The organism is Actinomycetospora corticicola, assembly GCF_013409505.1.
Taxonomy (GTDB): Bacteria; Actinomycetota; Actinomycetes; order Mycobacteriales; family Pseudonocardiaceae; genus Actinomycetospora; species Actinomycetospora corticicola.
The window spans coordinates 1,557,758-1,583,712 of the sequence record NZ_JACCBN010000001.1; the positions used below are offsets into that span (position 1 = coordinate 1,557,758).

Annotated in this window: 23 protein-coding genes; all 23 read left to right on the forward strand. The window is 74.5% G+C overall.

Annotated features, from left to right (window positions below; all coding sequences use genetic code 11):
* Window positions 1–152: 152 nt before the first annotated feature.
* The 23 genes from metK (at window position 153) to tpiA (ending at window position 25,876) form a co-directional block, all read left to right on the forward strand.
* Window positions 153–1,331, forward strand: coding sequence for a methionine adenosyltransferase (metK, locus tag BJ983_RS07440; protein WP_218890153.1), 1,179 nt, complete (start codon window positions 153–155; stop codon window positions 1,329–1,331).
* A 160-nt stretch (window positions 1,332–1,491) separates the two neighbouring features.
* Window positions 1,492–3,597 carry a primosomal protein N' gene (locus BJ983_RS07445; protein ID WP_179793236.1) on the forward strand — a complete coding sequence of 702 codons (2,106 nt, stop codon included), beginning with the start codon at window positions 1,492–1,494 and terminating at the stop codon, window positions 3,595–3,597.
* Window positions 3,598–3,643: 46 nt separating this feature from the next.
* Window positions 3,644–4,210 (forward strand): peptide deformylase, encoded by a 567-nt coding sequence (def, locus tag BJ983_RS07450; RefSeq protein ID WP_179793237.1) that lies wholly within the window; start codon window positions 3,644–3,646, stop codon window positions 4,208–4,210.
* Entirely contained in the window at window positions 4,210–5,148 is a 939-nt protein-coding gene (gene fmt / locus BJ983_RS07455; RefSeq protein ID WP_179793238.1) for a methionyl-tRNA formyltransferase, read from the forward strand. The genes def and fmt overlap by 1 nt, the downstream gene beginning before the upstream one ends.
* Before the next feature lie 28 nt (window positions 5,149–5,176).
* A complete protein-coding gene (locus tag BJ983_RS07460; RefSeq protein ID WP_179793239.1) occupies window positions 5,177–6,640 on the forward strand; it encodes an RsmB/NOP family class I SAM-dependent RNA methyltransferase in 1,464 nt (487 codons plus the stop codon).
* 24 nt (window positions 6,641–6,664) lie between these two features.
* Window positions 6,665–7,354: a ribulose-phosphate 3-epimerase gene (gene rpe / locus BJ983_RS07465; RefSeq protein WP_179793240.1), complete on the forward strand. Its 690-nt coding sequence runs from the start codon at window positions 6,665–6,667 to the stop codon at window positions 7,352–7,354.
* A 123-nt stretch (window positions 7,355–7,477) separates the two neighbouring features.
* Window positions 7,478–8,128, forward strand: a complete 651-nt coding sequence (locus tag BJ983_RS07470) for a riboflavin synthase (protein WP_179793241.1) — start codon at window positions 7,478–7,480, stop codon at window positions 8,126–8,128.
* Complete coding sequence (locus BJ983_RS07475; protein ID WP_179793242.1) at window positions 8,125–9,390, forward strand: bifunctional 3,4-dihydroxy-2-butanone-4-phosphate synthase/GTP cyclohydrolase II; 1,266 nt, start codon at window positions 8,125–8,127, stop codon at window positions 9,388–9,390. The genes BJ983_RS07470 and BJ983_RS07475 overlap by 4 nt, the downstream gene beginning before the upstream one ends.
* Window positions 9,387–9,893 carry a 6,7-dimethyl-8-ribityllumazine synthase gene (gene ribH, locus BJ983_RS07480; RefSeq protein ID WP_179793243.1) on the forward strand — a complete coding sequence of 169 codons (507 nt, stop codon included), beginning with the start codon at window positions 9,387–9,389 and terminating at the stop codon, window positions 9,891–9,893. Before BJ983_RS07475 ends, ribH begins: the two co-directional genes overlap by 4 nt.
* Window positions 9,890–10,372, forward strand: a complete 483-nt coding sequence (locus tag BJ983_RS07485; protein WP_179793244.1) for a PH domain-containing protein — start codon at window positions 9,890–9,892, stop codon at window positions 10,370–10,372. The genes ribH and BJ983_RS07485 overlap by 4 nt, the downstream gene beginning before the upstream one ends.
* Window positions 10,372–11,388, forward strand: coding sequence for a quinone-dependent dihydroorotate dehydrogenase (locus tag BJ983_RS07490; protein ID WP_179793245.1), 1,017 nt, complete (start codon window positions 10,372–10,374; stop codon window positions 11,386–11,388). Before BJ983_RS07485 ends, BJ983_RS07490 begins: the two co-directional genes overlap by 1 nt.
* Before the next feature lie 106 nt (window positions 11,389–11,494).
* On the forward strand, window positions 11,495–12,187 hold the full coding sequence (locus BJ983_RS07495) for an HAD family hydrolase (RefSeq protein WP_179793246.1): 693 nt from the start codon (window positions 11,495–11,497) through the stop codon (window positions 12,185–12,187).
* Between the two features lie 64 nt (window positions 12,188–12,251).
* On the forward strand, window positions 12,252–12,722 hold the full coding sequence (locus BJ983_RS07500; RefSeq protein WP_343053858.1) for a Rieske (2Fe-2S) protein: 471 nt from the start codon (window positions 12,252–12,254) through the stop codon (window positions 12,720–12,722).
* A gap of 14 nt (window positions 12,723–12,736) precedes the next feature.
* Entirely contained in the window at window positions 12,737–15,808 is a 3,072-nt protein-coding gene (locus BJ983_RS07505) for a DEAD/DEAH box helicase (protein WP_179793248.1), read from the forward strand.
* Window positions 15,798–16,646, forward strand: a complete 849-nt coding sequence (locus BJ983_RS07510) for an SWIM zinc finger family protein (RefSeq protein WP_179793249.1) — start codon at window positions 15,798–15,800, stop codon at window positions 16,644–16,646. The genes BJ983_RS07505 and BJ983_RS07510 overlap by 11 nt, the downstream gene beginning before the upstream one ends.
* Before the next feature lie 18 nt (window positions 16,647–16,664).
* Window positions 16,665–17,390 carry a PIG-L deacetylase family protein gene (locus BJ983_RS07515; RefSeq protein ID WP_343053859.1) on the forward strand — a complete coding sequence of 242 codons (726 nt, stop codon included), beginning with the start codon at window positions 16,665–16,667 and terminating at the stop codon, window positions 17,388–17,390.
* A 250-nt stretch (window positions 17,391–17,640) separates the two neighbouring features.
* Window positions 17,641–19,659 carry an excinuclease ABC subunit UvrC gene (gene uvrC / locus BJ983_RS07520; protein ID WP_179793250.1) on the forward strand — a complete coding sequence of 673 codons (2,019 nt, stop codon included), beginning with the start codon at window positions 17,641–17,643 and terminating at the stop codon, window positions 19,657–19,659.
* Window positions 19,656–20,546, forward strand: a complete 891-nt coding sequence (gene rapZ, locus BJ983_RS07525) for an RNase adapter RapZ (protein WP_179793251.1) — start codon at window positions 19,656–19,658, stop codon at window positions 20,544–20,546. Before uvrC ends, rapZ begins: the two co-directional genes overlap by 4 nt.
* Window positions 20,543–21,691, forward strand: coding sequence for a uridine diphosphate-N-acetylglucosamine-binding protein YvcK (locus tag BJ983_RS07530; RefSeq protein ID WP_179793252.1), 1,149 nt, complete (start codon window positions 20,543–20,545; stop codon window positions 21,689–21,691). Before rapZ ends, BJ983_RS07530 begins: the two co-directional genes overlap by 4 nt.
* Entirely contained in the window at window positions 21,682–22,695 is a 1,014-nt protein-coding gene (gene whiA, locus BJ983_RS07535) for a DNA-binding protein WhiA (RefSeq protein ID WP_018333629.1), read from the forward strand. Before BJ983_RS07530 ends, whiA begins: the two co-directional genes overlap by 10 nt.
* Before the next feature lie 136 nt (window positions 22,696–22,831).
* Window positions 22,832–23,848 carry a type I glyceraldehyde-3-phosphate dehydrogenase gene (gap, locus tag BJ983_RS07540; protein WP_179793253.1) on the forward strand — a complete coding sequence of 339 codons (1,017 nt, stop codon included), beginning with the start codon at window positions 22,832–22,834 and terminating at the stop codon, window positions 23,846–23,848.
* Between the two features lie 37 nt (window positions 23,849–23,885).
* Entirely contained in the window at window positions 23,886–25,094 is a 1,209-nt protein-coding gene (locus BJ983_RS07545) for a phosphoglycerate kinase (protein ID WP_179793254.1), read from the forward strand.
* Window positions 25,094–25,876 (forward strand): triose-phosphate isomerase, encoded by a 783-nt coding sequence (gene tpiA, locus BJ983_RS07550; RefSeq protein ID WP_179793255.1) that lies wholly within the window; start codon window positions 25,094–25,096, stop codon window positions 25,874–25,876. The genes BJ983_RS07545 and tpiA overlap by 1 nt, the downstream gene beginning before the upstream one ends.
* The last annotated feature ends 79 nt before the right edge of the window (window positions 25,877–25,955 follow it).

Genomic DNA, 25,955 nt, shown 5'->3' on the forward strand with positions numbered 1-25,955 from the left:
TGGTGCCATTCCCACACTCGGTCACGCTGCACAACCGCGTTGTGACCGGCTGCGCAGAAGGCCCGGTCAGAGGCCTGCCAGTTCGGCCGGATGCCGTTACTGTTGCTCCCGTCCCACTGTCGAGGCAGGGAGAAATTGTGCCCGCTAGGCGTTTGTTCACTTCCGAGTCCGTCACCGAGGGCCACCCGGACAAGATCTGTGACGCCATCTCCGACGGGATTCTGGACGCCTTGCTGGCGCAGGACCCGAAGAGTCGTGTGGCCGTCGAGTCGATGGTGACCACGGGCCAGGTCCACGTGGCCGGCGAGGTCACCACCAACGCGCACGTCAACTACGTCGACATCGTCCGCAAGACGATCCTCGACATCGGCTACGACTCGTCGGCCAAGGGCTTCGACGGCGAGACCTGTGGCGTCTCGATCTCGATCGGCGCGCAGTCCGCCGACATCGCCCAGGGCGTCGACGAGGGCTACGAGTCCCGCGTCGAGGGCTCCGAGGACGCCATCGCCAAGCAGGGCGCCGGCGACCAGGGCCTCATGTTCGGCTACGCCGACGCCGACACCCCCGAGCTCATGCCGCTGCCGATCGGGCTCGCCCACCGGCTCGCGCGCAAGCTGACCGCGGTCCGCCGCGAGGGCGTCCTGCCCTACCTGCGTCCCGACGGCAAGACCCAGGTCACCATCGCCTACGACGGCGACAAGCCGGTCGGCGTCGAGACCGTCGTGCTCTCCACGCAGCACGCCGCCGACATCGACCTCGACGAGATGCTCGCGCCCGACATCCGCGCGAAGGTCATCCAGCCCGTGCTCGAGGGCATCGACCTCGACTCGTCGAACACCCGCATCCTGGTCAACCCGACCGGTCGCTTCGTCGTCGGTGGCCCCATGGGTGACGCCGGCCTGACCGGCCGCAAGATCATCGTCGACACCTACGGCGGCTACGCCCGCCACGGTGGCGGCGCCTTCTCCGGCAAGGACCCGTCGAAGGTCGACCGCTCCGCCGCCTACGCGGGCCGCTGGGTGGCGAAGAACGTCGTCGCCGCCGGTCTCGCCAAGCGCGCCGAGGTCCAGCTCGCCTACGCCATCGGCAAGGCCGAGCCCGTCGGCGTCTTCCTCGAGACGTTCGGCACCGCCAACGTCGACCCGGCCAAGATCGAGAAGGCCATGGCCGAGGTGTTCGACCTGCGCCCCGGCGCGATCGTGCGCGACCTCGAGCTGCTGCGCCCGATCTACCAGCCGACCGCCGCGTACGGCCACTTCGGCCGTGACGACCTCGACCTGCCCTGGGAGCGCACCGACCGCGCCGACCAGCTCAAGTCGATCGCCGGCTGACCTCGCTGCACCACGCCACGGCCCGGCCGCCCCGCGAGGGGTGGTCGGGCCGTCGTCGTGCCCGCCCCTTCGCGGCAGTGCAGCGTCGTTGCTCGCGTCCAGGGGCAGGAAATCCCCGTCGTCGCCCGGAGGGTCGGGGCGCTCTGGTAGACCGGCGCCCGTGAGCGGATCACCGGGCGACGAGGCGCTGCCCGGCATGCCGTCGCCGCCCCCGCCCCCGCCACCCGTCGTGGCGAGGACGCCGAAGCACAACGAGCGGCTGCCCGCGGAGCGGAACCCGGTCGCGTCGGTGGCGGTGGACGTCTCCCTGCCGCACCTCGATCGGCCGTTCGACTACCGCGTCCCCGTCCAGCTCGACGAGGCGGCCGTCGTCGGCGCACGGGTCCGCGTGCGGTTCGCCGGGCGGATGGTCGACGGCTACGTGCTGGACCGCACGGACACCACCGAGCACGAGGGCCGGCTCCAGTGGCTGGACAAGGTGGTCTCCTCCGAGCCGGTCCTGTCGCCCGAGCTCGCCACGCTGTGCCGCACGGTCGCCGACCGCTACGCCGGCACGCTCGCCGACGTCCTGCGCCTCGCCCTCCCGCCGCGGCACGCGCGGGTGGAGAAGGAGCCTCTTCCTGACGCCGGGCCGGGGCCGGTCGCCGTGCCCGGTCCCGACGCCGGGTCGGGCTGGGCCGCCTACCCCCGCGGTCCGGCGTTCCTCGAGGCGCTGGCCGGGCACCGACCGGCCCACGCGGTCTGGCAGGCGCTGCCCGGGGAGGACTGGGCCCGGCGGCTCGCGGAGGCCGCCCGCGCCACGCTCGCAGCGGACCGGGGTGCGGTGATCGTCGTGCCGGACCGGCGCGACCTGGACCGGCTCCACGCGGCGTGCGTCGAGGTGGTGGGGGACGAGCACGTCGCCGCGCTCGCCGCCGACCTGGGGCCCGCCGAGCGGTACCGCCGCTGGCTGGCCGTCTCGCGTGGGCGCAAGCGGCTGGCCATCGGCACCCGGGCGGCCGCCTTCGCCCCGGTGCGCGACCCGGGGCTGCTCGTCGTGTGGGACGACGGGGACGACTCGCACACCGAGCCGCGCGCGCCCTACCCGCACGCCCGCGACGTCCTGATCGCCCGCGCCCACACCAGCGGCGCGGCCCTGCTGGTCGCGGGCATCACCCGCACCGCCGAGGCCGAGGTGCTGGTGCGCTCCGGGTGGGCGCACCCGGTGGTCGCCGAGCGCGCCACCGTCCGCGAGCACGCCCCGCGCGTCACCGCCATCGGCGAGGACGACCGCCAACTGCTGCGCGACCCGACCGCCCGGGCCGCCCGGGTCCCCTCGGTGGCGTTCGAGGCGGCGCGCGCCGCCCTCGCCGCCGCCCGGCCGGTGCTGGTCCAGGTGCCGCGCCGCGGGTACCTCCCGGCGATCGCGTGCGCGCAGTGCCGGGAGCCGGCCCGGTGCCGGCACTGCCACGGTCCGCTCGGCATCCCGGCCGGCACCGAGGACGTGCCCGCGCCGCCGACCTGCCGATGGTGCGGCCGCCCGGCCACGAACTACCGCTGCCCGGCCTGCGCCTCGCCGCGGCTGCGGGCCACGGCGGTCGGCGCCGGGCGGACCGCCGAGGAGCTCGGGCGGGCCTTCCCGCAGACCGTGGTGCGGAGTTCGGGCGGCGGGTCGACGATCCTGGAGACGGTCGACGCGGCCCCCGCCATCGTCGTCGCCACGCCGGGCGCGGAACCGGTCGCCGACGGCGGGTACGGCGCGGCCCTGCTGCTCGACGGCGCGGCCCTGCTCGCCCGGCCCGAGCTGCGCGCGGCCGAGGAGACGGTCCGGCGCTGGTTCGCCGCCGCGAGCCTGGTGCGGCCGGCCCCCGACGGCGGCCGCGTCGTGGTGGTGGCCGAGTCGAACCTGCCGGCGGTCCAGGCGCTGGTCCGCTGGGACCCGGCCGGGCACGCCGGGGCGGAGCTCGACGCGCGGACCGAACTGGGCCTCCCACCCGCCGTCCGGATGGCCGCCCTCGACGGCGAGCCGGCGGCGCTGCGCGACCTGGTCGAGACCGCCCACCTGCCCGACGCGGCGGACGTCCTCGGCCCCGTGGAACTCCCGCCGGGCACCCGCCTGCCCGGGGCGGAGGAACGCACCGAGCGAGCCGAGCGCACCCTCGTCCGGGTGCCGCGACCCGTCGGTCGGGACCTCGCGCGCGCCCTGGCGCAGGCGCAGTCGATCCGCGGCGCCCGCCGCGAACGCGAGCCGGTGCGGATCCTGCTCGACCCGCACGACCCGCTCTGACTCCGCCGATCGGACCAGAATCCGGGCACGCCTAGACTGGACGACCGTGACCGTCCAGCCCGTTCGCTTCTTCGGCGATCCCGTCCTGCGCGAACGCGCCACCGAGGTGACGACGTTCGACAAGGAGCTCCGTCAGCTCGTCGCCGACCTCGACGAGACGATGCGCGAGCAGGGCGGCGCCGGGCTCGCGGCGCCCCAGATCGGCGTCGGGCTGCGCGTGTTTACCTACCGCGCGGGCGAGGACATGCACGGCCACCTGGTGAACCCCACCTGGAACGTCCTCGACGACACCGAGCAGACCGGCCCGGAGGGCTGCCTGTCCATCCCGGGGTTCCGGTGGGACTGCACGCGCTACGACCACGTCGTCGCCACCGGCTGGGACATGCACGGCGAACCGGTGCGGGTCGAGGGGACCGCGATGCTGGCCCGCGCGATCCAGCACGAGACCGACCACCTCGACGGCGTGCTCTTCCTCGACCGCCTCGACGCCGCGACCCGCAAGGAGGCGATGGCGGCGATCCGCCACGCCGACTGGTTCGACCCCACGGCCCCGCCGCGCATCAAGCAGAACCCGCACGCGACCGGCAACCCGCTGTTCGGGGGCGTCCGCTAGTGCGGCTCGTGTTCGCCGGCACCCCGGAGCCCGCCGTCCCCGCGCTGCGCCGCCTGCTCGAGGGCCCGCACGAGGTCGTCGCGGTCGTCACCCGCCCCGACGCCCCGGCCGGGCGCAAGCGGCGCCTGCAGCGCTCACCGGTCGGCGTGCTCGCCGACGAGGCCGGGATCGAGGTCCTCACCCCGGCGAAGGCGTCGGACCCGGAGTTCCTCGCGCGGCTGACGGCGATCGCGCCGGACTGCGCGCCCGTCGTCGCCTACGGCAACCTGCTGCGCCCCGCCGCCCTCGCGATCCCGCCCGAGGGCTGGGTCAACCTGCACTTCTCGCTGCTGCCCGCCTGGCGCGGGGCCGCGCCCGTGCAGGCCGCGATCCGCGCCGGCGACGAGATCACCGGCGCGAGCACGTTCCGCCTCGAGGAGGGCATGGACACCGGCCCCGTGTTCGGCACCGTCACCGAGAAGATCGCCGACGACGACACCGCGGGCGCCCTGCTCGAGCGCCTCAGCCTCAGCGGCGCCGGTCTGCTCGCGGCCACCCTCGACGGCATCGCCGACGGCTCGCTGCACCCCGTGCCCCAGCCCGCCGAGGGCGTGTCGGTCGCCCCGAAGGTCACCGTCGACGACGCCCGCGTCCGCTGGACCGACCCCCCGCTCGCGATCGACCGGCACGTCCGGTCGGTGACGCCCGCCCCCGGTGCGTGGACGGAGTTCCGGGGCGCGCGGATCAAGCTCGGGCCGGTCGCGACGACGGGCTTCGACGACCTCACCCCGGGCGAGATCGTCGTCGAGCGCAAGCGCGTCCTGGTCGGCACCGCCGCGGCACCCGTCGTCCTGAGCACCGTGCAGCCGGCCGGGAAGCCGATGATGCCCGCGGTCGACTGGAGCCGCGGCGCCCAGCCCGCCGCGGGGGAGCGCTTCGACGGGGAGGTCGCGGCATGACCGAGGCGAGCGAAGCGACGGGGACCGGATGACCGACAGCTCCGTCCCGGCGGGCGGCCACCGCTCCGGCAAGGGGCCGCGCCGCAGGCCCGACCGGCCACACCGCTCCGGCCCGCCCCGCGGGCGGTCCGGCCCGAACCGGCCACCGCAGGGCGACGTCGCCCGGGAGGCCGCCCTCGACACTCTGCGCGCGGTCCGCGAGGACGACGCGTACGCGAACCTGACGCTGCCGAAGCTGCTGCGCGAGCGGCGCGTCACCGGCCGCGACGCCGCGCTCGCCACCGACCTCACGTACGGCGCCTGCCGGGCGCAGGGGCTGCTCGACGCCGTCCTCTCCGCCTGCGTCGACCGCCCGCTCGACCGGCTCGACGGTGTCGTCCTCGACGCCCTGCGTCTCGGCGCCCAGCAGCTGCTCCGCACCCGGATCCCGGCGCACGCCGCCGTCGGCGCCACCGTCGAGCTGGTGCGCTCGCGGGCCGGATCGAAGCCGACCGGGTTCGTCAACGCCGTCCTGCGCCGGGTGGCGGAGCGCGACGAGGCCGGCTGGATCGACGAGCTCGCGCCCGACGCCTCGACCGACCCGGTCGGCCACCTGGCCTTCCGCCACGCCCACCCGCGTTGGATCGCCGAGGTGTTCGCCGGGTCCCTGCCGGAGTCCGAGCTCGACGCGGCGCTCGCGGCCGACGACGCGCGACCCGCCGTCCACCTCGCCGCGCGGCCGGGCGAGATCAGCGCCGAGGAGCTCGCCGCCGTCACCGGGGGCGACGAGGCGCCGTACTCGCCGTACGGCGTGCTGCTCACCGAGGGCGGCGACCCGGGCGACCTCGAACCGGTCCGCGAGGGGCTCGCCGTCGTGCAGGACGAGGGCAGCCAGCTGGTCGCCCTCGCCGCCGCCCGCGCCCCGCTCGACGGCCGCGACGAGCTGTGGCTCGACCTCTGCGCCGGCCCCGGCGGCAAGGCCGTGATGCTCGGGGCCCTGGCCGCCGTCAGCGGCGCCACCGTCGACGCGATCGACCGCGCGCCGCACCGCGCCGCGCTGGTGGAGAAGGCCACGGCGGGCCTGCCCGTCCGGGTCCACACCGGGGACGCCCGCGAGATCGCCCTCCCCGAGGCGGCCTACGACCGCGTGCTGGTCGACGCCCCCTGCACCGGGCTCGGGGCCCTGCGCCGCCGACCCGAGGCGCGGTGGCGCCGCCGGCCCGAGGACGTCGCCGACCTCACGGCCCTGCAGCGCGACCTGTTGACCCACGCCCTCGAGCGCGTCCGGCCGGGCGGCGTCGTCACCTACGCGACGTGCTCCCCGCACCCCGAGGAGACCGTCGAGGTCGTGCGCGCGGTCGCGGCCGCGACCGGGGCGGAGGTGCTCGACACCGCCGGCAGCCTGCCCGAGCTGACCGGGTCCGACGTCGGGACGGGGCCCGGGGTGCAGCTGTGGCCGCACCGGCACGGGACGGACGCCATGTACTGCGCCACCCTGCGGCGCAGCGGCTGATCCCGGGTGCGACAGACTGGGGCCGTGCCCGCCCCGCTCATCGCGCCCAGCATCCTGTCCGCGGACTTCGCCCGGCTCGCGGACGAGGCCGCGGCCGTCGCGGGCTCCGACTGGCTGCACGTCGACGTCATGGACGCGCACTTCGTGCCGAACCTGACGCTCGGCCTCCCGGTGGTGGAGAGCCTGCTGAAGGCGACCGACATCCCGCTGGACTGCCACCTGATGATCGAGGACCCGGACCGCTGGGCCCCGCCGTACGCCGAGGCCGGCGCGCACAACGTGACGGTGCACGCCGAGGCCGCGCGCGACCCGCGCAAGCTCGCGAAGGACCTCCACGCCGCGGGCGCGCTCGCCGGGCTGTCCATCAAGCCGAAGACCCCGCTCGACGACTGGATCGAGGTCCTCGCGGACTACGACACGCTGCTCGTCATGAGCGTGGAGCCCGGGTTCGGCGGCCAGAGCTTCATGCCCGAGGTGCTGGACAAGGTCCGCACGGCGCGGCGCCTGGTCGACACCGGGCACCTGACGGTCCTCGTGGAGATCGACGGCGGGATCAGCGCGGACACCGTGGAGCAGGCCGCCGAGGCCGGCGTCGACTGCTTCGTCGCGGGCTCCGCGGTCTACGGCGCGGACGATCCGGCCCGCGCGGTCGCGGCCCTGCGGGAGCAGGCGGCGGCCGTGTCCCCCCACCGTTCGCTCACTACTCGCGAGTAACCTGGGCAGTGGCGGTTGTCACCGGGAACGGGACCGGTGCGGTGGGGCCGCGCGAGGATGATGCAGGCGAGGTCGTTCGTTCAGAGTCGAAGACGGTCGTAGTCGACGGGCAGGGAGCCGCGAGTGTTCACGGGGATCGTGGAGGAGGTCGGCGAGATCGTCGACGTCACCCCGCAGGCCGACTCCGCGCGGCTGCGCATCCGCGGCCCGCTGGTGGTCTCCGACGCCCGGCCCGGTGACTCGATCGCCGTGAACGGCGTCTGCCTCACCGTGGTCGACCCTGCGCCGGACTCGTTCGCGGTCGACGTCATGGGGGAGACGCTGCGGCGCTCCAGCCTGGCCGACGCGGCCTCCGGCACCCCGGTGAACCTCGAGCGCGCCCTCGCCGCCGGCGCCCGCCTGGGCGGACACATCGTGCAGGGCCACGTCGACGGCACCGCGACGGTGTCCGGCATCGAGGCCTCCGAGCACTGGACGGCGGTGCGGTTCAGCACGCCGCGCGCCGCGGACGGCGGGGTCGGCATCGCCCGGTACATCGTCGAGAAGGGCTCGATCGCCGTGGACGGCGTGAGCCTCACCGTGACCGAGGTCGACGACGACGGGTTCGCCGTCGGGCTGATCCCCACCACCCTCGCCGAGACGACCCTCGGGTCGCGCGAGGTCGGGGCGACCGTGAACCTGGAGGTCGACGTCGTGGCCAAGTACGTCGAACGGCTGCTGGGCACCGGAGCGTCGCCGCAGCAGCAGTCGGAACGGACGGAGTCGGGAGCATGAACCACGTGGACGGCTTCGAGCACATCGAGCGGGCGATCGCCGACATCGCCGAGGGCAAGGCCGTCGTCGTGGTCGACGACGAGGACCGCGAGAACGAGGGCGACCTCATCTTCGCCGCGCAGATGGCGACGCCGGAACTGGTGTCGTTCATGGTGCGCTACACCTCCGGCTACATCTGCGTGCCGCTGACCGGCGACGCCTGCGACCGCCTGGACCTGCCCCCCGCGCACTCCATCAACCAGGACCGGCACGGCACGGCCTACACCGTGTCGGTCGACGCCCGCGAGGGCGTCGGCACGGGCATCTCGGGGGCCGACCGGGCGCGCACCATCAAGGTCCTCGCGAACCCGGCCTCCGCCTCCACCGACCTCTCCCGCCCCGGCCACGTCGTCCCGCTGCGGGCCCGCGACGGCGGGGTGCTGCGCCGCCCCGGCCACACCGAGGCCGCGGTGGACCTCGCCCGCCTCGCCGGGCTCGAGCCCGCCGGCGCGATCTGCGAGATCGTCTCGCAGAAGGACGACGGCGAGATGGCGCGCTACGAGGAGCTCGCGGTGTTCGCCGACGAGCACGACCTCGCGCTGATCACCATCAAGGACCTCATCGCCTACCGACGCCGCTCGGAGAAGCAGGTCGCGCAGGTCGCCCACGCGCACCTCCCGACGATCCACGGCGAGTTCGAGGCCTACGGCTACGACTCGCTGCTCGACGGCATCGAGCACCTCGCCCTCGTCTACGGCGAGCTCGGGGACGGCGAGGACGTCCTCGTCCGCGTCCACTCCGAGTGCCTCACCGGCGACGTCCTGGGCTCCCGTCGCTGCGACTGCGGGCCGCAGCTCGACGCCGCGATGGCGGCGGTGGCCGCGGAGGGCCGGGGGGTCGTGCTCTACGTGCGCGGCCACGAGGGCCGGGGGATCGGCCTGATCCACAAGCTGCAGGCCTACCAGCTGCAGGACGCCGGGGCGGACACCGTCGACGCGAACCTCGCGCTGGGCATGCCCGCCGACGCCCGCGACTACGGCACCGGCGCCCAGATCCTCGCCGACCTCGGCGTCAAGAGCATGCGCCTGCTGACCAACAACCCGGAGAAGCGCGCGGGCCTCGAGGGCTACGGCCTGCAGATCCTCGACCGCGTCGCCCTCCCGCTCCGGGCCACCCCGGAGAACCTCCGCTACCTGCGCACCAAGCGGGACCGGATGGGCCACGACCTCGAGGGGCTCGACGTGTACGAGGCCGGCCTGGCGAGCAGCGAGTCCGGCGCATGAGCACCCAGGGCCGCCCGGAGATCGCGGCACCGGACGCGACGGGCCTGCGGCTGGGTATCGCCGCGACCCGCTGGAACGCCGAGATCGTCGAGACGATGCTGGAGCGCGCGCTCCTCGCCGCCGACCGGGCCGGGGTCGAGGCCCCCACGGTCGTCCGCGTCGCCGGCGCGATGGAGCTGCCCGTCGTCTGCCAGGGCCTCGCCGCCGGACACGACGCGGTGGTCGGGCTCGGCGTCGTCATCCGGGGCGCGACCCCGCACTTCGACTACGTCTGCGACGCGGTGACGGCGGGGCTGCTGCGGGTCGGGCTGGACGAGCGCACCCCGGTCGGCAACGGGGTCCTGACGACGGAGAACCTCGACCAGGCCTGGGAGCGCGCGGGGACCCCGCAGTCGACCGAGGACAAGGGGTTCGAGGCGGTCGTCGCCGCCCTCGACGCCGCGCTGACGCTGAAGGACCTGCGCGACGGCGCCCACCGCAGCCCGGGCGGGTTCGCCCGATGAGTGCCGACTCCCCGGTCGTCGTCCCGCCCGAGGGCCTCGAGCTCGGGCCGGTCGAGCTGGAGATCCGCCCGCGGCGCATCCGCTGGGTCGCGTGGGTGCTGGCGGTCCTGCTGTTCGCGTTCTTCGCCACCGGCGCGCTGCTGGTGTACGTGCAGTCCGCGGGCTTCAACTTCCGGCCCGCCGACCAGGTCGCGATGGTGGTCCTCGGGCTGATCCTCGCGGGCTGCGCGCTGCTGTTCACCCGGCCCCGCGTCCGGGCCGGCTCGGGCGGGGTCGAGGTGCGCGCGACGCTGCTGACCCGCCGCGTGGCCTGGACCGACGTCGTCGGGATCAGCTTCCCCGACGGCGCCCAGTTCGCTCGCCTCGACCTGCCCGACGACGAGTACCTCGTGGTCTCCGCGATCCAGGCGGTGGACCGCGAGCACGCGGTGCGCGGCGTGCGGTCCCTGCGCGAGCTGTACGCGAAGTACGCCGGGTGATGTCGCTCTACGACCAGCTCTTCCGGCACGTCGCGGTCCGGGTGCCCGCCGAGCGGACCCACCGGATCGGCCTCCGCGCCCTCGCCGCGGCCACGCCGGTGCTGCCCGAACGGGCGCCGGACCCGGCGCTCGCCGTCACCGCGATGGGGCTGACGTTCCCGTCCCCGCTGGGGGTCGCCGCGGGCTACGACAAGGACGCCGAGGGCATCCGCGGGCTCGCCCGCCTGGGCTTCGGCGCCGTGGAGATCGGCACCGTCACCGCCCGCCCGCAGCCCGGCAACCCGCGACCGCGCCTGTTCCGTCTGCCCGACGACCGCGCGCTGGTCAACCGGATGGGCTTCAACAACGCCGGCGCCGACGCCGTGGGGGAGCGGCTCGCCGAGGTCCGGGCCGCGGGACCCCTGGGCACCGTCCTCGGCGTCAACATCGGCAAGTCCAAGGCCGCGTCCGGGCCGGAGCAGACGGTCGCCGACTACCGGTACTCCGCGCGGGCCCTCGGACCCCACGCCGACTACGTCGTCGTCAACGTGTCCTCCCCGAACACCCCGGGGCTGCGGGACCTCCAGGGCGTCGACGCCCTCGGGCCCCTGCTCGCCGCGGTCCGCGCCGAGATCGGCGCCACGCCGCTGCTCGTCAAGATCACCGCCGACCTGGACGACGACGGCGTCGACGCGGTCGCCGACCTCGCCGTCTCCGCGGGCCTCGACGGCATCGTCGCCACCAACACGACGGTGGCGCGCACCGGCCTGCGTTCCGACCCCGCCGTCGTCGACGCCGCGGGCACCGGCGGACTGTCCGGCGCGCCCCTGGTCGAGCCCGCCCGCGCGATCCTCGACCGGCTCGTCGCCCGCGTGGGCGGCCGCCTCACGATCGTCTCCGTGGGCGGGATCGCCGACGCCGCGGAGGCCCGCCGCCGCCTCGAGGCCGGCGCGACGCTCGTGCAGTCCTACACCGGCTTCGTCTACGGCGGCCCGGCCTGGCCCTCGCGCGTCAACGCCGAGCTCGCCCGTTCCTGACGTCGGGTCGGGTCGGCTCCCGCGGCTCCGTCGCGTCCCGCAGCGCCCCGCGTCGGGCCGCTCCTCGGCGCGCCGACCTGCCGCCCACCCGGCACGATGGGCGCCCGTGACCGCCCCGCAGCTCGCGCCCGCCCGCCGTCCGAAGGTCGTGCTGTTCGACCTCTTCGAGACCTGCCTGCAGCTCGAGGGCCTGCGGCCTCGGTTCGTCGCGCTGGGCCGCCCGGAGCACGAGCTGGAGCTGTTCTTCGCCCGGCTGCTGCACCAGGGCATGGCCATGACGCTCGCGGGGGAGGCGCCGTCGTTCCGCACCGTTGCCACCGACATGCTGCGCCGCACCAGCGGCCGGGACCTCGACGACGACCAGGTCGCGTCCGTGCTCGACGGGTTCCGCGAGCTGCCGGCCCACGACGACGTCCGCGAGGCCTTCACGCTGCTCCGCGACGCCGGGATCGCCGCGTACGGGTTCACCCACGGCTCGGCCGAGACCGCGAGCGCCGCCCTGCAGAACGCGGGCGTCCGGGACCTGCTCGCCGACGTCTTCTCCTGCGAGGAGATCGGCTCGTTCAAGCCGCCGCGGCGGGTCTACGACTTCGCGGTGCAGCGGGTCGGCGGCGAGCCCGCACGCACGGCGTTGGTCGCCGTGCACTCGTGGGACGTGCACGGCGCACTGTCCGCCGGGTTGCTGGGCGGCTACTGCGAGCGCCTCGAGGGTCGGGTCCCCGATGCCGTACTCCGGCCGCACGTCGTGGCCGAGACCCTGGACGACGTCGTCTCCGGGTTGCTCGCCCTGCCCGAGTGACGGCCCCGGTAGGTTCGACCACCAGCCGCGACACCACCGCGACCCCCGACGGAGGCCACCACCCGTGACCATCGAGAACGCGCCCGGGACCCCCACCGGCCTGACCCGCCGTCGTGCCCTCTGCGGGCTCGTCGTCGCGCTCGCCGCGCCCGCGGCGCTCGCCGCCTGCTCGTCGGGCAGCGAGGCGCCCCCGGCGACCGGTACCGGTGGAACGGGCGCGTCCGGGGCCACCACCGCCCCGGCCGCGAGCGGCACCCCGGTGTCGCAGATCCCGGTCGGCGGCGGCGTGGTCGTGGACGGACCGAACGGGCCGGTCGTGCTCACCCAGCCCCAGGCCGGCGTCATCAAGGCCTTCGACGCCGCCTGCCCGCACCAGGGCACCACCGTCGACCCGCCCGAGGGCGGCACCATCACCTGCCCGAACCACGGCAGCCAGTTCGACGCCACGTCCGGCGCCCTGAAGAAGGGCCCGGCCGACAGCGGGTTGACCCCCGTCACGACCACGGTCGTGAACGGGCAGGTCCAGTTCGCCTGACGGGCCCCCACCGCATGCTGGCGCTGCACGCCGCGTGGTCCCCGGGCCGGGGGCTCTGCCTCTGGGCCGAGGACCCGGCGCGCCTCGCGGTAACCGCGGCCCGCAGCCGGGCGCGCGGCGCCCGGCCGCACCCGTTCGCCGCCGACCACGAGCAGCTGCGGGCGGTCGCCGCCGCGCTCGGCACGACGGGGGCCGAGGGGCAGGCGGTCCTGCACCTGCCCTCCACCGACGGTCCGGCGGGTGCCACCCGTGCCCCGGTGCCCGCGGACGCCCCCGCCGACGCCGCCGCGCTCGCCCCGTGGACCGTGCCGGTCCTGGAGCTCGAGCCCGACGTCCTGCTGCGTAGCGAGCCGCTCCCGGGAGAGGGCGCGGAGTTCGCGGTCCTGCGCACGCTCGGACGGCTCGCGGCCGACCTGGTCACCCGCGGCCGGGTCCTCCCCGCCCCGGCCCCGGAGCACGACGACGGGCCGCTCGGCTGGCACCCCGTGCTCCAGGGCCCCGACCTCGTCGCCGCCGACGCGTTCGCCGCCGTGCTGCCGCCCGCCGTCCGCGCCGAGGCCCTCGACGGCCGCCCGGTGGCGGACGGGGTGGGGCCGGACCCGGCCGAGCTCCTCACCGAGGCGCTCACGGCCCTGGTCGACGCCGAGGCCCGCCACCGTCTCCGCGGGGAGGCGCCCGCCCCCGCGCTCCTCGACGCCGTCGCGGCCGGGGAGCTCGACGCCGGGCTCGCCCGCTGGGAGGTCGTCGGCGCCCCGCACGCCGGGCCGGCCCGCGGCACGTTCCGGCTCACCGAGATCGTGGTGGACGACCTCGGGCACGCCGTGGAGGGGGAGCCCCGGTTCTGGCTCGAGTTCTCGCTGCAGTCCGCCCAGGACGCCAGCCTGCGCGTCACCGCCGAGTCGATCTGGCGCGACGCCGGGTCGCTGCGGCGGTGGCTCGACGACCCGAGCGAGATGCTGCTCGCCGAGCTCGGACGGGCGGCCGCCCTCTACCCGGAGCTGACCGACGCGCTGCGCGTGCCCCGCCCGACGGGGATGGAGCTGGACCGCGCGGGCACCCACCACTTCCTGCTCCACGTGGCGGCCCCGCTCGACCGGGCCGGGTTCGGGGTGCTGCTGCCCAGCTGGTGGTCCGAGCCGGCGCGCCTCGGGATCACCGCGAACGCGCCGGGGGGCGCCGGACCCGAGGGCGTCGTCGCGCTCCGGGGACGGCTGCGCAAGGAGGAGCTCGTCGAGTTCTCGTGGAAGCTCGCGGTCGACGGCGAGTCGCTGTCCGAGGACGAGATGCGGGCGCTGGTCCACGCGAAGGCACCGCTCGTGTTCCTGCGCGGGCGCTGGGTCGCGGTCGACCCCGACCGGCTCCGCGCGGGCCTGGAGTTCCTCGACCGGGCGCCGACCGAGGGGACCGTCGGCGACGTCCTCACCCTGCACTCCGCCTACCACGACGATCTGCCGCCGGAGTGGGCCGCGCCGCTCCCGGTCGAGGACGTCACGGCGGGCGGCTCGCTCGGCGCGCTGCTCTCCGGCGCCGCCGACGCGCACCTCGAGCTGCTCGACGACCCGCCCGCCCTCGAGGCGACCCTGCGGCCCTACCAGCGGCGCGGCGTCTCGTGGCTCGCGTTCCTGTCCGGGCTGCGGGTCGGCGGGGTGCTCGCCGACGACATGGGCCTCGGCAAGACGCTGCAGGTCCTCGCCCTGGAGGCCCACGAGCGGGCTCCCGACAGCGGGGAAGCGGCGCCCACGCTGCTCGTCGCGCCCACCTCCGTCGTCGGGAACTGGCAGCGGGAGGCCGCGCGGTTCACCCCCGGCCTCCGCGTCGTCGTCCACCACGGCGCGGGCCGGACCACGGGCGACCTGGGCGCGGTGCTCGCGGCGGCCGACCTCGTCGTCACCTCGTACGGGACGCTGACCCGCGACCTCACCGAGCTGTCCCGCCACCGCTACCACCGGCTCGTGCTCGACGAGGCGCAGCTGGTGAAGAACAACCGCTCGCGGGCCGCCCGCGCGGTGCGCGCGATCGACGCCGAGCACCGGCTCGCCCTCACGGGCACGCCCGTGGAGAACCGGCTCGCCGAGCTCTGGTCGATCATGGATGCGGTCAACCCCGGCCTGCTCGGCACCGTCACCGCGTTCCGCGACCGCTACGCCGTGCCGATCGAGCGACACGGCCGCGGCGACGTCGCGAAGCGGCTCCAGGCGGCGGTCCGCCCGTTCCTGCTGCGGCGGGTCAAGACCGACCGGACCGTGGTCGACGACCTCCCCGACAAGATCGAGACGGTCGAGCGCTGCAGTCTCACCGCCGAGCAGGCGTCGCTGTACCAGGTGGTCGTCGACGAGATGACCGAGACGCTGTCCGGGCTGGAGACGGCGGGCCGTGAGGGCATCGAGCGGCGCGGGAAGGTCCTCGCGGCGCTGACGAAGCTCAAGCAGGTGTGCGACCACCCGGCCCTGCTGCTGCACGACGGGTCCGCGCTCGGCCGGCGCTCCGGCAAGCTCGCCCGCGTCGAGGAGATCGTCGCCGAGATCCTGGCCGCGGGGGAGAAGGCCCTGCTGTTCACGCAGTTCACCGAGTTCGGCGACGCGCTGGCCCCGCACCTGGCGCGGCGGTTCGGGGTCGAGGTGCTGTGGCTGCACGGCGGGAGCTCGCGACGGGCCCGCGACGCCATGGTCGAGGCGTTCCAGGCCGAGGACGGGAGCGGTCCGCCGCTGTTCCTGCTCTCGCTCAAGGCCGGCGGCACGGGCCTGACGCTCACCGCGGCCCAGCACGTGATCCACCTCGACCGGTGGTGGAACCCGGCCGTCGAGGACCAGGCCACCGACCGGGCCTTCCGGATCGGCCAGAAGCGCACCGTGCAGGTCCGCAAGCTGGTCTGCGGCGGCACCGTCGAGGAGCGGATCGACGACCTGATCGAGGGCAAGCGCACCCTCGCCGGGCAGGTCATCGGCGACGGCGGGGACGACCCCGACTGGCTCACCGGCCTGTCCACCGACGAGCTGCGCCGCATGGTGTCGCTCGGCGCCGACGCGACGACGGACGCCGACGACGAGGGCGACGCCGACCTGGAGGACGACGACGATGCCGCCTAGACGTCGCCGCTCCGCCGAGCCGTTCCGGGAGAAGTTCCCCGAGCCTCCGGCGAGTTTCTCCGAGTACGGCAGGCGCATCGCCGTCGAGGACGGGATCGCCGCGAAGAGCCGCCGCGGGGCGATCGGGGAGTCCTGGTGGTCGGGCCGGTTCCTCGCCGTGCTGGAGAAGCTCGGCGTCGGCGGACGGCTGGACCGCGGGAAGACCTACGCCCGGGCCGGGCAGGTGATCGACCTCGCGATCGACCCGGGCGAGGTGGTCGCGACGGTGCAGGGGTCGCGCTCCGAGCCCTACCGCGCGCGGATCGGGATCACGACGTTCGCCGACGAGGCCTGGGACGCGGTCGAGGGCGCGTTCGCCGCCGACTCCTGGTTCGCCGCCTCGCTGCTCGGCGGGACGGTGCCCGACGACCTCGAGGACGTCTTCGCGCGCGTCGGGCTCTCGCTGTTCCCGACGGGGGCCCGCGAGATGCCGATGGACTGCTCCTGCCCGGACTGGTCGGTCCCGTGCAAGCACCTCGCGGCCGTCGCCTACCTGGTCGCGGAACGATTCGACGAGGATCCGTTCCTCATCCTGCGGTGGCGCGGCCGCGACCGCTCCACCCTCCTGGCGGGCATCCGCGACCGCCGCGACGACACCGGGCCCGCCGTCACCCCGCTCGCGCAGGTCGTCGACCGGTTCTGGACGGCCGGCGGTCCGCTGCCCGAGGTGGGGCACACCGACACGGCTGCAGGGGCCTCGGAGGAGCTGCTCGACCAGATGCCGCCGCTCGGCGTGAGCGTCGACGGCGTCGACGCCCGCGAGGCACTGCGACCCCTCTACCGGCGTTTCGGGGCCTGACCCGGTAGAACGGTGCTCGTGGCTCGCATCCTCATGATCGTCGCGCATCCCGACGACATCGACTTCGGCAGCGGCGGTTCGGTGGCGAAGTGGATCGCCGAGGGCGACACCGTGGACTACTGCATCGTCACCGACGGCGACGCGGGCGGGTTCGACGAGGCCGTCGGTCGCGGGGAGATGGCGACGCTGCGTCGCAAGGAGCAGCGCGCGGCCGCCGACGTCTACGGCGTCGGCGAGATCGACTGGCTCGGCTATCCCGACGGCAGGCTCTACGTCACCCACGAGCTGCGCCGCGACCTCTCGCGCGTGATCCGCAAGCGTCGCCCGGACCGAGCCGTCGTCCCGTCGCCCACCCGCAACCTGCGCAGCACCTACGGCAGCCACCCCGACCACATCGCCGCCGGCGAGGCGTCCATGTGCGCGATCTACCCCGACGCCCGCAACCCCTTCGCCCACCCCGAGCTCCTCGCCGACGAGGGCCTGGAGGCCTGGACCGTGCCGGAGACCTGGATCGCCAACCCCGGCGAGGGCGCCGACCGCTACCTCGACATCACCGACACGATCGACCTCAAGATCGAGGCCCTCCGCGCCCACGAGTCGCAGACCGGCCACATGACCGACCTCGCCGAGCGCATGCAGATGTGGGGCTACTCCCAGGCCAAGTCCGCGGGCTGGTGCGACGACGGCACCCCCGCCGATCAGCGCCGCTACGCCGAGGGCTTCCTCGTCCTCGACACCAAGTAGCCCTTCCCGACGCCGGGTCGGGGCGGGCCCGCCGTGTGCGTCGCGCGACGGGGCGACCGAAGGCTGCGCAGGTCGCTCGAGCGGCGACGCGAGGAGTGGCAGCGGGAGGACACGTACGGCCGCTGGTGACGCAAGCCGACACACCGGTTGGCAAGTGTCTCGCGGTGGGACACGCCGAACGACACGCCGACACCACCCGCTTGGGTGCACGCCGACACGCTGAGGAGACACGCCTACGCTGGTGCTCGCCATGGCCGATCCGAGCACCTACCGCCCCGCCCCGGGAACCATCCCGGAGGCGCCTGGCGTCTACCGGTTCTCCGACGCGAGCGGTCGCGTCATCTACGTCGGCAAGGCCAAGAGCCTCCGCAGCCGCCTGAACTCCTACTTCGCCGATCTGTCGGGGCTGCACCCGCGCACCCGCCGCATGGTCACCACCGCGGCGGCGGTCCAGTGGACCGTGGTCGGCACCGAGGTCGAGGCCCTCCAGCTCGAGTACAACTGGATCAAGGAGTACGACCCGCAGTTCAACGTCCGCTACCGGGACGACAAGACCTACCCGGTCCTCGCGGTCACGCTGAACGAGGAGTACCCGCAGCTCAAGGTCTACCGGGGCCCCCGCCGCAAGGGCGTCCGCTACTTCGGGCCGTACGCCCACGCCTGGGCGATCCGCGAGACGCTGAAGCTGCTCACCCGCGTCTTCCCGGCCCGCGTGTGCTCACCCGGTGTCTTCAAGCGGCACGGTCAGATCGGCCGGCCCTGCATGTTCGGCTACATCGGCAAGTGCGCGGCGCCGTGCGTGGGGCGGGTCTCCGCCGAGGAGCACCGGCAGATCGTGCTCGACTTCTGCGACTTCCTCGCGGGCCACACCGATCAGCTGATCACCCGCTTCGAGAAGGAGATGCAGGCCGCGTCGGCGGAGATGGACTTCGAGCGGGCCGCCCGCCTGCGCGACGACGCCGGTGCGCTGCGCCGCGTCGTCGAGAAGCAGGCCGTGGTGCTCGGCGACGGGACCGACGCCGACGTCGTGGCCTTCGCGCTCGACCCGCTGGAGGCCGCCGTCCAGGTCTTCCACGTGCGCGGCGGGCGCGTGCGGGGCCAGCGCGGGTGGGTCGTGGAGCGCGGAGAGGAGGACTCGCTCGAGGTCCTCGTCGGGCAGTTCCTCTCCCAGTTCTACGGCGAGCAGGCCGCGCTGGCCGGGTCGGCCGACGACGCCGTGCAGCCGGTGCCGCGCGAGGTGCTCGTGCCGGCGCTGCCGGAGGACCACGCGACGCTGACGCAGTGGCTCACCGGTCTGCGGGGGAGCCGGGTCAGCGTCCGGGTCGCGCAGCGCGGCGACAAGCGCACGCTCGCCGAGACCGTCGAGCGGAACGCCAAGGAGTCGCTGACCCAGCACAAGCTCAAGCGCGCGGGCGACCTCACGGCGCGCAGCGCGGCCCTCGAGGAGATCCAGGAGTACCTGGAGCTCGACTCGGCGCCGCTGCGCATCGAGTGCACCGACGTCAGCCACGTGCAGGGCTCCGACGTCGTCGCGAGCCTCGTCGTCTTCGAGGACGGGCTGCCGAAGAAGGCCGACTACCGCCGGTTCGCGATCCGTGGCGGCGCGGAGGGCGGCGACGTCGCCGCGATCGCCGAGGTCGTCCGGCGCCGCTTCCAGCGCTACCTGCGCGAGACCGCCGAGGACGCCGAGCACGACCCGACGACGACCTCCTGCTCCGGCGAGACCGCCGACGGGGCCCCGGCGACGCGCGAGATCGACCCCGCCGAGATCGACGGCCCGCTCCCGGGCATCGACCCGACGACGGGTCGGCCACGCAAGTTCTCCTACGCGCCGAACCTGCTCGTCGTCGACGGCGGCGCCCCGCAGGTCGCCGCCGCGCAGGAGGTGCTCTCCGAGCTCGGCATCACCGACGTGGCGGTGTGCGGCCTCGCGAAGCGCCTCGAGGAGGTCTGGCTGCCGGGCGACGAGATGCCGGCGATCCTGCCGCGCACCTCCGAGGCGCTCTACCTGTTGCAGCGGATCCGCGACGAGGCGCACCGGTTCGCGATCACCTACCACCGCCAGAAGCGCTCGGCACGCATGACGGCCTCGGAGCTCGACGGCGTGCCGGGCCTCGGGTCGACGCGCAAGACCGCGCTCATCAAGCACTTCGGGTCGGTCAAGAAACTGCGGGCGGCGACCGTCGAGGAGATCACCGAGGTGCCGGGCGTCGGGAAGCGCACCGCGGAGGCGGTCCTGCAGGCACTCAACACGGGGGAGGCGTCGTGAGCGGCCGGGGGGAGCACGACGGTGGCGTCGAGGTCGCCATCGTCACCGGGGTCTCGGGGGCGGGGCGCAGTACGGCGGCCAAGGTCCTCGAGGACCTGGGGTGGTTCGTCGTCGACAACCTGCCGCCCGAGCTGCTGGAGACCGTCGTCGACCTCGGCGCCCGCTCGCAGGGCCAGGTGACCCGGATCGCCGTCGTCATGGACGTGCGCAGCCGCGCGTTCACCGCCGACCTGGGCACCCAGATCAAGGAGCTCGACACCCGCGGCGCCCGTCCGCGCGTGGTCTTCCTCGACGCCGACGACAGCGTGCTGATCCGGCGCTTCGAGTCCAACCGCCGCTCGCACCCGCTGCAGGGCGACGGCCGCCTGGTCGACGGGATCGATGCGGAACGAGAGCTGCTGGCCCCGCTGCGCGACCTCGCCGACCTCGTCGTCGACACCTCCAACCGCTCGGTGCACGAGCTGCGCAAGGCGATCGAGGAGGCGTTCCACGAGAGCGCCGCCGAGGTCACCTCGAGCGTCACCGTGCTCTCGTTCGGCTACAAGCACGGGCTGCCCCAGGACGCCGACCTCGTCGTCGACGTCCGGTTCCTGCCCAACCCGCACTGGATCCCCGAGCTCCGCGAGCACGACGGTCGTGAGGCCGTGGTCAGCGACTACGTGCTCACCCAGGAGGGCGCGGCGGAGTTCGTCGACCGCTACCTCGAGCTGCTGCGCATCGTGGGCGTCGGCTATCGCCGGGAGGGCAAGCGCTACCTCACGGTCGCGGTCGGCTGCACCGGCGGGAAGCACCGCAGCGTCGCGATCGCCGAGGAGATCGCCCGCCGGATGGCCGGCGAGGACGGGGTGCGGGTGACCGTGTCGCACCGGGACGTGGGGCGCGAGTGAACGGCAACGGCAACGGCGACGGCCCCGGCGCCCCGTTCCGCGCGACCGCCCTCGGCGGCGGCCACGGCCTGCACGCCACGCTGCGCGCGCTGCGGCGGCTCACCGACGACGTGACCGCGGTGGTGACGGTCGGGGACGACGGCGGGTCGTCCGGCCGGATCCGCCGGGAGCTCGACATCCTGCCGCTGGGCGACCTGCGGATGGCGCTCGACGCGCTCGCCGAGCGCGACCACGCGGGACCCACCGACGTCTCGGCCTGGCGACGGCTGTTCGAGCACCGGTTCGGCGGGTCGGGCGCGCTGGCCGGGCACGCCGTCGGCAACCTCGTGCTCGCAGGCCTCCTCGACGTCACCGGCGACCCCGTCGCCGCCCTCGACGAGGCGGGCAAGCTGCTCGGGCTGCGCGGCCGGGTGCTCCCGATGAGCACCGTGCCGGTCGACATCGAGGCCGACGTGACGGGCCTCGGCCTCTCGCCGTCGCAGGCCACCGACGACGACATCGCGCACCGCATCCGGGGGCAGGTCGCGGTCGCGACGACGCCGGGCCACGTCCGACAGGTCCGGCTGGTGCCCCGCCGCCCGAAGGCGTGCGCGGAGGCCGTCGAGGCGATCCGGACGGCGGACGTGGTGACGCTCGGGCCGGGCTCCTGGTTCACCAGCGTCATGCCGCACCTGCTCGTGCCCGAGCTGTTCACCGCGCTGTGCGAGACCGAGGCGCGGCGGGTGCTGGTGCTCAACCTGGCGCCGCAGCCGGGGGAGACCGCCGGATTCTCGCCGGAGCAGCACCTCGACGCGCTGGCCGAGCACGCCCCGCGGCTGCGGCTCGACGTCGTGATCGCCGATCCCGACGCGACGCCGGAGCCCGACCGGCTCCGCCGCGGCGCCGAGGCGTTCGGCGCGACCACCCTGTTCACCGCCGTCGGCGAACCCGACGGCGCCCCGCGCCACGATGCCGTGGCACTGGCCGGGGCCCTGCGGGAGGCGGCGGGCAGTGCCGCCTCGCGCGAGCGCGTGCCCGACGACGAGTGGGACGCGCGAGTCGAGACCTGGGGGAGAGCGGCACGGCGCCGGCTCGGAGCGGACGTGTTCTTCACGCCCACCGACGGCGCCTACCGCCACGACGAGGAGGACCTACGGTGGCCATGACCGCTGCGGTGAAGGACGAACTGAGCCGGCTCGCCGTCACGAAGACCTGCTGCCGGCGGGCCGAGGTGTCGGCCCTGCTGCGGTTCGGGGGCGGGCTGCACATCGTCAACGGCCGCGTCGTGGTGGAGGCCGAGCTCGACACCGGCAACGCCGCGCGCCGCCTGCGTCGCGAGATCCACGAGCTCTACGGGCACCAGCCCGAGGTCCACGTGCTCTCCCAGGGCAACCTGCGCAAGGGCACCCGGTACGTCGTGCGCGTGGCCACCGACGGCGACTCGCTGGCCCGACAGACCGGTCTGCTCGACCCGCGTGGCCGGCCGGTGCGCGGGCTGCCGCCGCAGGTCGTCTCGGGCGGGGTGTGCGACGCCGAGGCCGCGTGGCGCGGGGCGTTCCTCGCCCACGGCTCGCTGACCGAGCCCGGCCGCTCGTCCGCGCTGGAGATCACGTGCCCCGGCATGGAGGCCGCGATGGCCCTCGTCGGCGCCGCCCGTCGGCTCGGCGTGGCCGCGAAGGCGCGCGAGGTCCGCGGGGCCGACCGCGTGGTGGTGCGCGACGGCGACGCGATCGGCGCCCTGCTCACCCGCATCGGCGCCCACTCCTCGGTGCTGCAGTGGGAGGAGCGCCGGATGCGCCGCGAGGTGCGCGCGACGGCGAACCGCCTCGCGAACTTCGACGACGCGAACCTGCGCCGCTCGGTCAAGGCCGCCGTCACCGCCTCCGCCCGGGTGAACCGCGCCCTGGAGCTGCTCGGCGACGAGGTGCCCGACCACCTGATCACGGCGGGCCGCCTGCGCGTGCAGCACGAGCAGGCCTCCCTGGAGGAACTCGGCCAGCTCGCCGACCCGCCGATGACCAAGGACGCCGTCGCCGGCCGCATCCGTCGGCTGCTCGCGATGGCCGACAAGAAGGCCAAGGACATGCGCGTGCCGGACACGTCCGCGGCGGTCTCCGCCGAGGACCTCGAGGACGACATGGTCGAGGTCCCCGCGGGCCGCGAGCACTGACGCCGGAGCCGCGCGACCTGCCGTCAGGACGGGCGTAAGCGCTTACGGGTGAGGCGTTTGCGACGGTGCGCGCAGCACGGTCGCTTCGTTAGGGTCGGCCCTGCCAGCACGGACACCCGAAGAGACAGGACTGCGCGTGACCATCAAGATCGGCATCAACGGCTTCGGCCGGATCGGACGCAACGTCTTCCGCGCGCTCGAGGTCCAGCGCGCCGCCGGTACTGCCGACATCGAGGTGCTGGCGGTCAACGACATCACCGACAACAAGACGCTCGCGCACCTGCTCACGTACGACTCGGTGCACGGTCGCTTCGACGGCACGGTCGAGTACAACGACTCCGCGCTGATCGTGAACGGCACCGAGGTGAAGGCCTTCGCCGAGCGCGACCCGGCCGACCTGCCCTGGGGCGACCTGGGCGTCGACATCGTCATCGAGTCCTCGGGCATCTTCACCGACGCCGACTCGGCCGGGAAGCACCTCAAGGCCGGCGCCAAGAAGGTCGTCATCTCCGCCCCGGCCAAGGGCGAGGACCTGACGGTCGTCATGGGGATCAACGACAAGGCCTACGACGGCTCGCAGAACATCCTCTCCAACGCCTCCTGCACCACCAACTGCGTGGCGCCGATGGCGAAGGTGCTGCACGACGCGTTCGGCCTGCAGACCGGCTTCATGACCACCGTGCACGCCTACACCGGCGACCAGCGCGTCCACGACGCCCCGCACAAGGACCTGCGCCGCGCCCGCGCCGCCGCGGTCAACATCATCCCGACGACGACGGGTGCGGCCCAGGCGACCGCGCTCGCCCTGCCGGAGCTCGAGGGCAAGCTCAACGGCGTCGCGATGCGCGTCCCGGTGCCGGACGGCTCGGTGACCGACCTGACCGCGACGCTCGACCGCGAGGTCACCGCCGAGGAGGTCAACGAGGCCTTCAAGAACGCGGCCGAGGGTGAGCTCAAGGGCGTGCTCGTCTACACCGAGGACCCGATCGTCTCCACCGACATCGTCGGCACCCCGGCGTCGTGCACCTTCGACGCCGGCATGACGAAGGTCCTGGGCGGCAACACCGTCAAGATCATCGGCTGGTACGACAACGAGTGGGGCTACTCGAACCGCGTCGTGGACCTGACCACGCTCGTGGGTTCCAAGCTCTGATGAGGCGGGAGACGGCAGCGTTGCGGAGCTCGACCTCATGAAGACCGTCGACGACCTGATCGCGGAGGGCGTGCAGGACCGCCACGTCCTGCTGCGGGCCGACTTCAACGTCCCGCTCGACGGCTACTCGATCACCGACGACGGGCGTATCCGCGCGGCGTTGCCGACGATCACCAAGCTCGTCGGGGCGGGCGCGAAGCTGCTGGTCATGGCCCACCTGGGCCGGATCAGGGATCCGGAGCCGCTGGGCCGCGACAAGCGGTCCAGCCTCGCGCCGGTCGCCGGGCGGCTCGGGCAGCTGCTCGACCAGCGCGTGTCGCTGGCCGAGGACGTCGTCGGGCAGTCGGCCCGGGACGTCGCCGGCGCGCTGACCGCCGGCGGCGTCGCGATGCTCGCCAACGTGCGGTGCGAACCCCGCGAGACGGGTTCCGGCTCCGAGCGCGACGCCCTGGCGACCGAGCTCGCCGAGCTGGTGCCCGGCGGGGCGTTCGTCTCCGACGGCTTCGGCGTGGTGCACCGCGAGCAGGCGTCGGTGTACGAGATCGCGCGCAAACTCCCGGCCTACGGCGGCGACCTGGTCGCCCGCGAGACCGAGGTGCTGCGGCGCCTGACCGGCGACCCGGCCCGCCCGTACGTGGTGATCCTCGGCGGGTCGAAGGTGTCCGACAAGCTCGCGGTGCTGCAGAACCTGCTGCCGAAGGTGGACACGCTGCTGGTCGGCGGCGCGATGTGCTTCACCTTCCTCGCCGCCGAGGGCCACGACGTGGGCGGATCGAAGCTCGAGGCCGAGCAGGTCGACACCTGCCGGCGGCTGCTCTCGGAGTACGCCGACACCCTCGTGCTGCCGGTCGACGTCGTCGTCGCGGACGCCTTCGCGGCGGACGCGAACACCCGCACGGTGCCGGTCACGGAGATCCCGGAGGGCTGGATGGGGCTCGACGTCGGGCCGGAGACGGTCCGGCTGTTCGGCGAGAAGCTCGCCGACGCGGCGACGGTGTTCTGGAACGGCCCGATGGGCGTGTTCGAGATGGAGCCGTTCGCGGCCGGCACCACCGGGGTCGCGGAGGCCGTGGCCGACTCGCCGTCGTTCTCGGTGATCGGCGGGGGCGACTCGGCGTCGGCGATCCGCGCGGCCGGGCTCGACGAGGAGCGCTTCGGGCACATCTCCACCGGTGGGGGTGCCTCGTTGGAGTTCCTCGAGGGCAAGGACCTGCCCGGGATCGCCGTACTCGAGGAGGCCTCGTAGTGGCACGCACGCCGCTCATCGCCGGCAATTGGAAGATGAACCTGAACCACCTCGAGGCCATCGGGGTGGTGCAGAAGCTCTACTTCGGGCTGCCGACGAAGTACTACGACCACGTCGACGTGGCCGTGTGCCCGCCGTTCACCGACCTGCGCAGCGTGCAGACCGTGATCGACGCGGACTCCATGCCGATCACCTACGGCGGGCAGGACTGCTCGCCGGAGGAGTCCGGCGCCTTCACCGGGGACGTCTCGGCGGCCATGCTCGCGAAGCTGGGCTGCACGTGGGTGGTGCTCGGGCACTCCGAGCGCCGCACGATCCACGGCGAGGACGACGCCCTGGTGGCCCGCAAGGTGGCGAAGGCCCTCGAGCACGGGTTGACCCCGATCCTCTGCCTCGGCGAGGGCGAGGACGTCCGCGAGGCCGGGAACCACGTCCCGCACTGCACGGGGCAGCTCGACGGCTCGCTCGCCGGCCTCTCCGCGGAGCAGGTCGGGCGGGTCGTGCTCGCCTACGAGCCGGTCTGGGCCATCGGTACCGGGAAGACCGCCACCGCCCAGGACGCGCAGGAGGTCTGCCACGCCCTGCGGGCCCGCCTGCGCGAGCAGCACGGGGGTGCGGTGGCCGACGGGATCCGCATCCTCTACGGCGGGTCGGTGAAGTCCGGCAACGTCAAGGAGATCGTCGGGCAGGCCGACGTCGACGGCGCACTCGTCGGCGGCGCCTCGCTCGACCCGGAGGGTTTCGCCGAGCTGTGCGCCCTCGCGGCGGGTGGCCCGCTGTAGGCACCCCGTTCTTCAGCGAAGGGCCCCTTCCGTCGGGTGGATCGACGGAAGGGGCCCTTCGTTCGTCACCGGGTCGGCG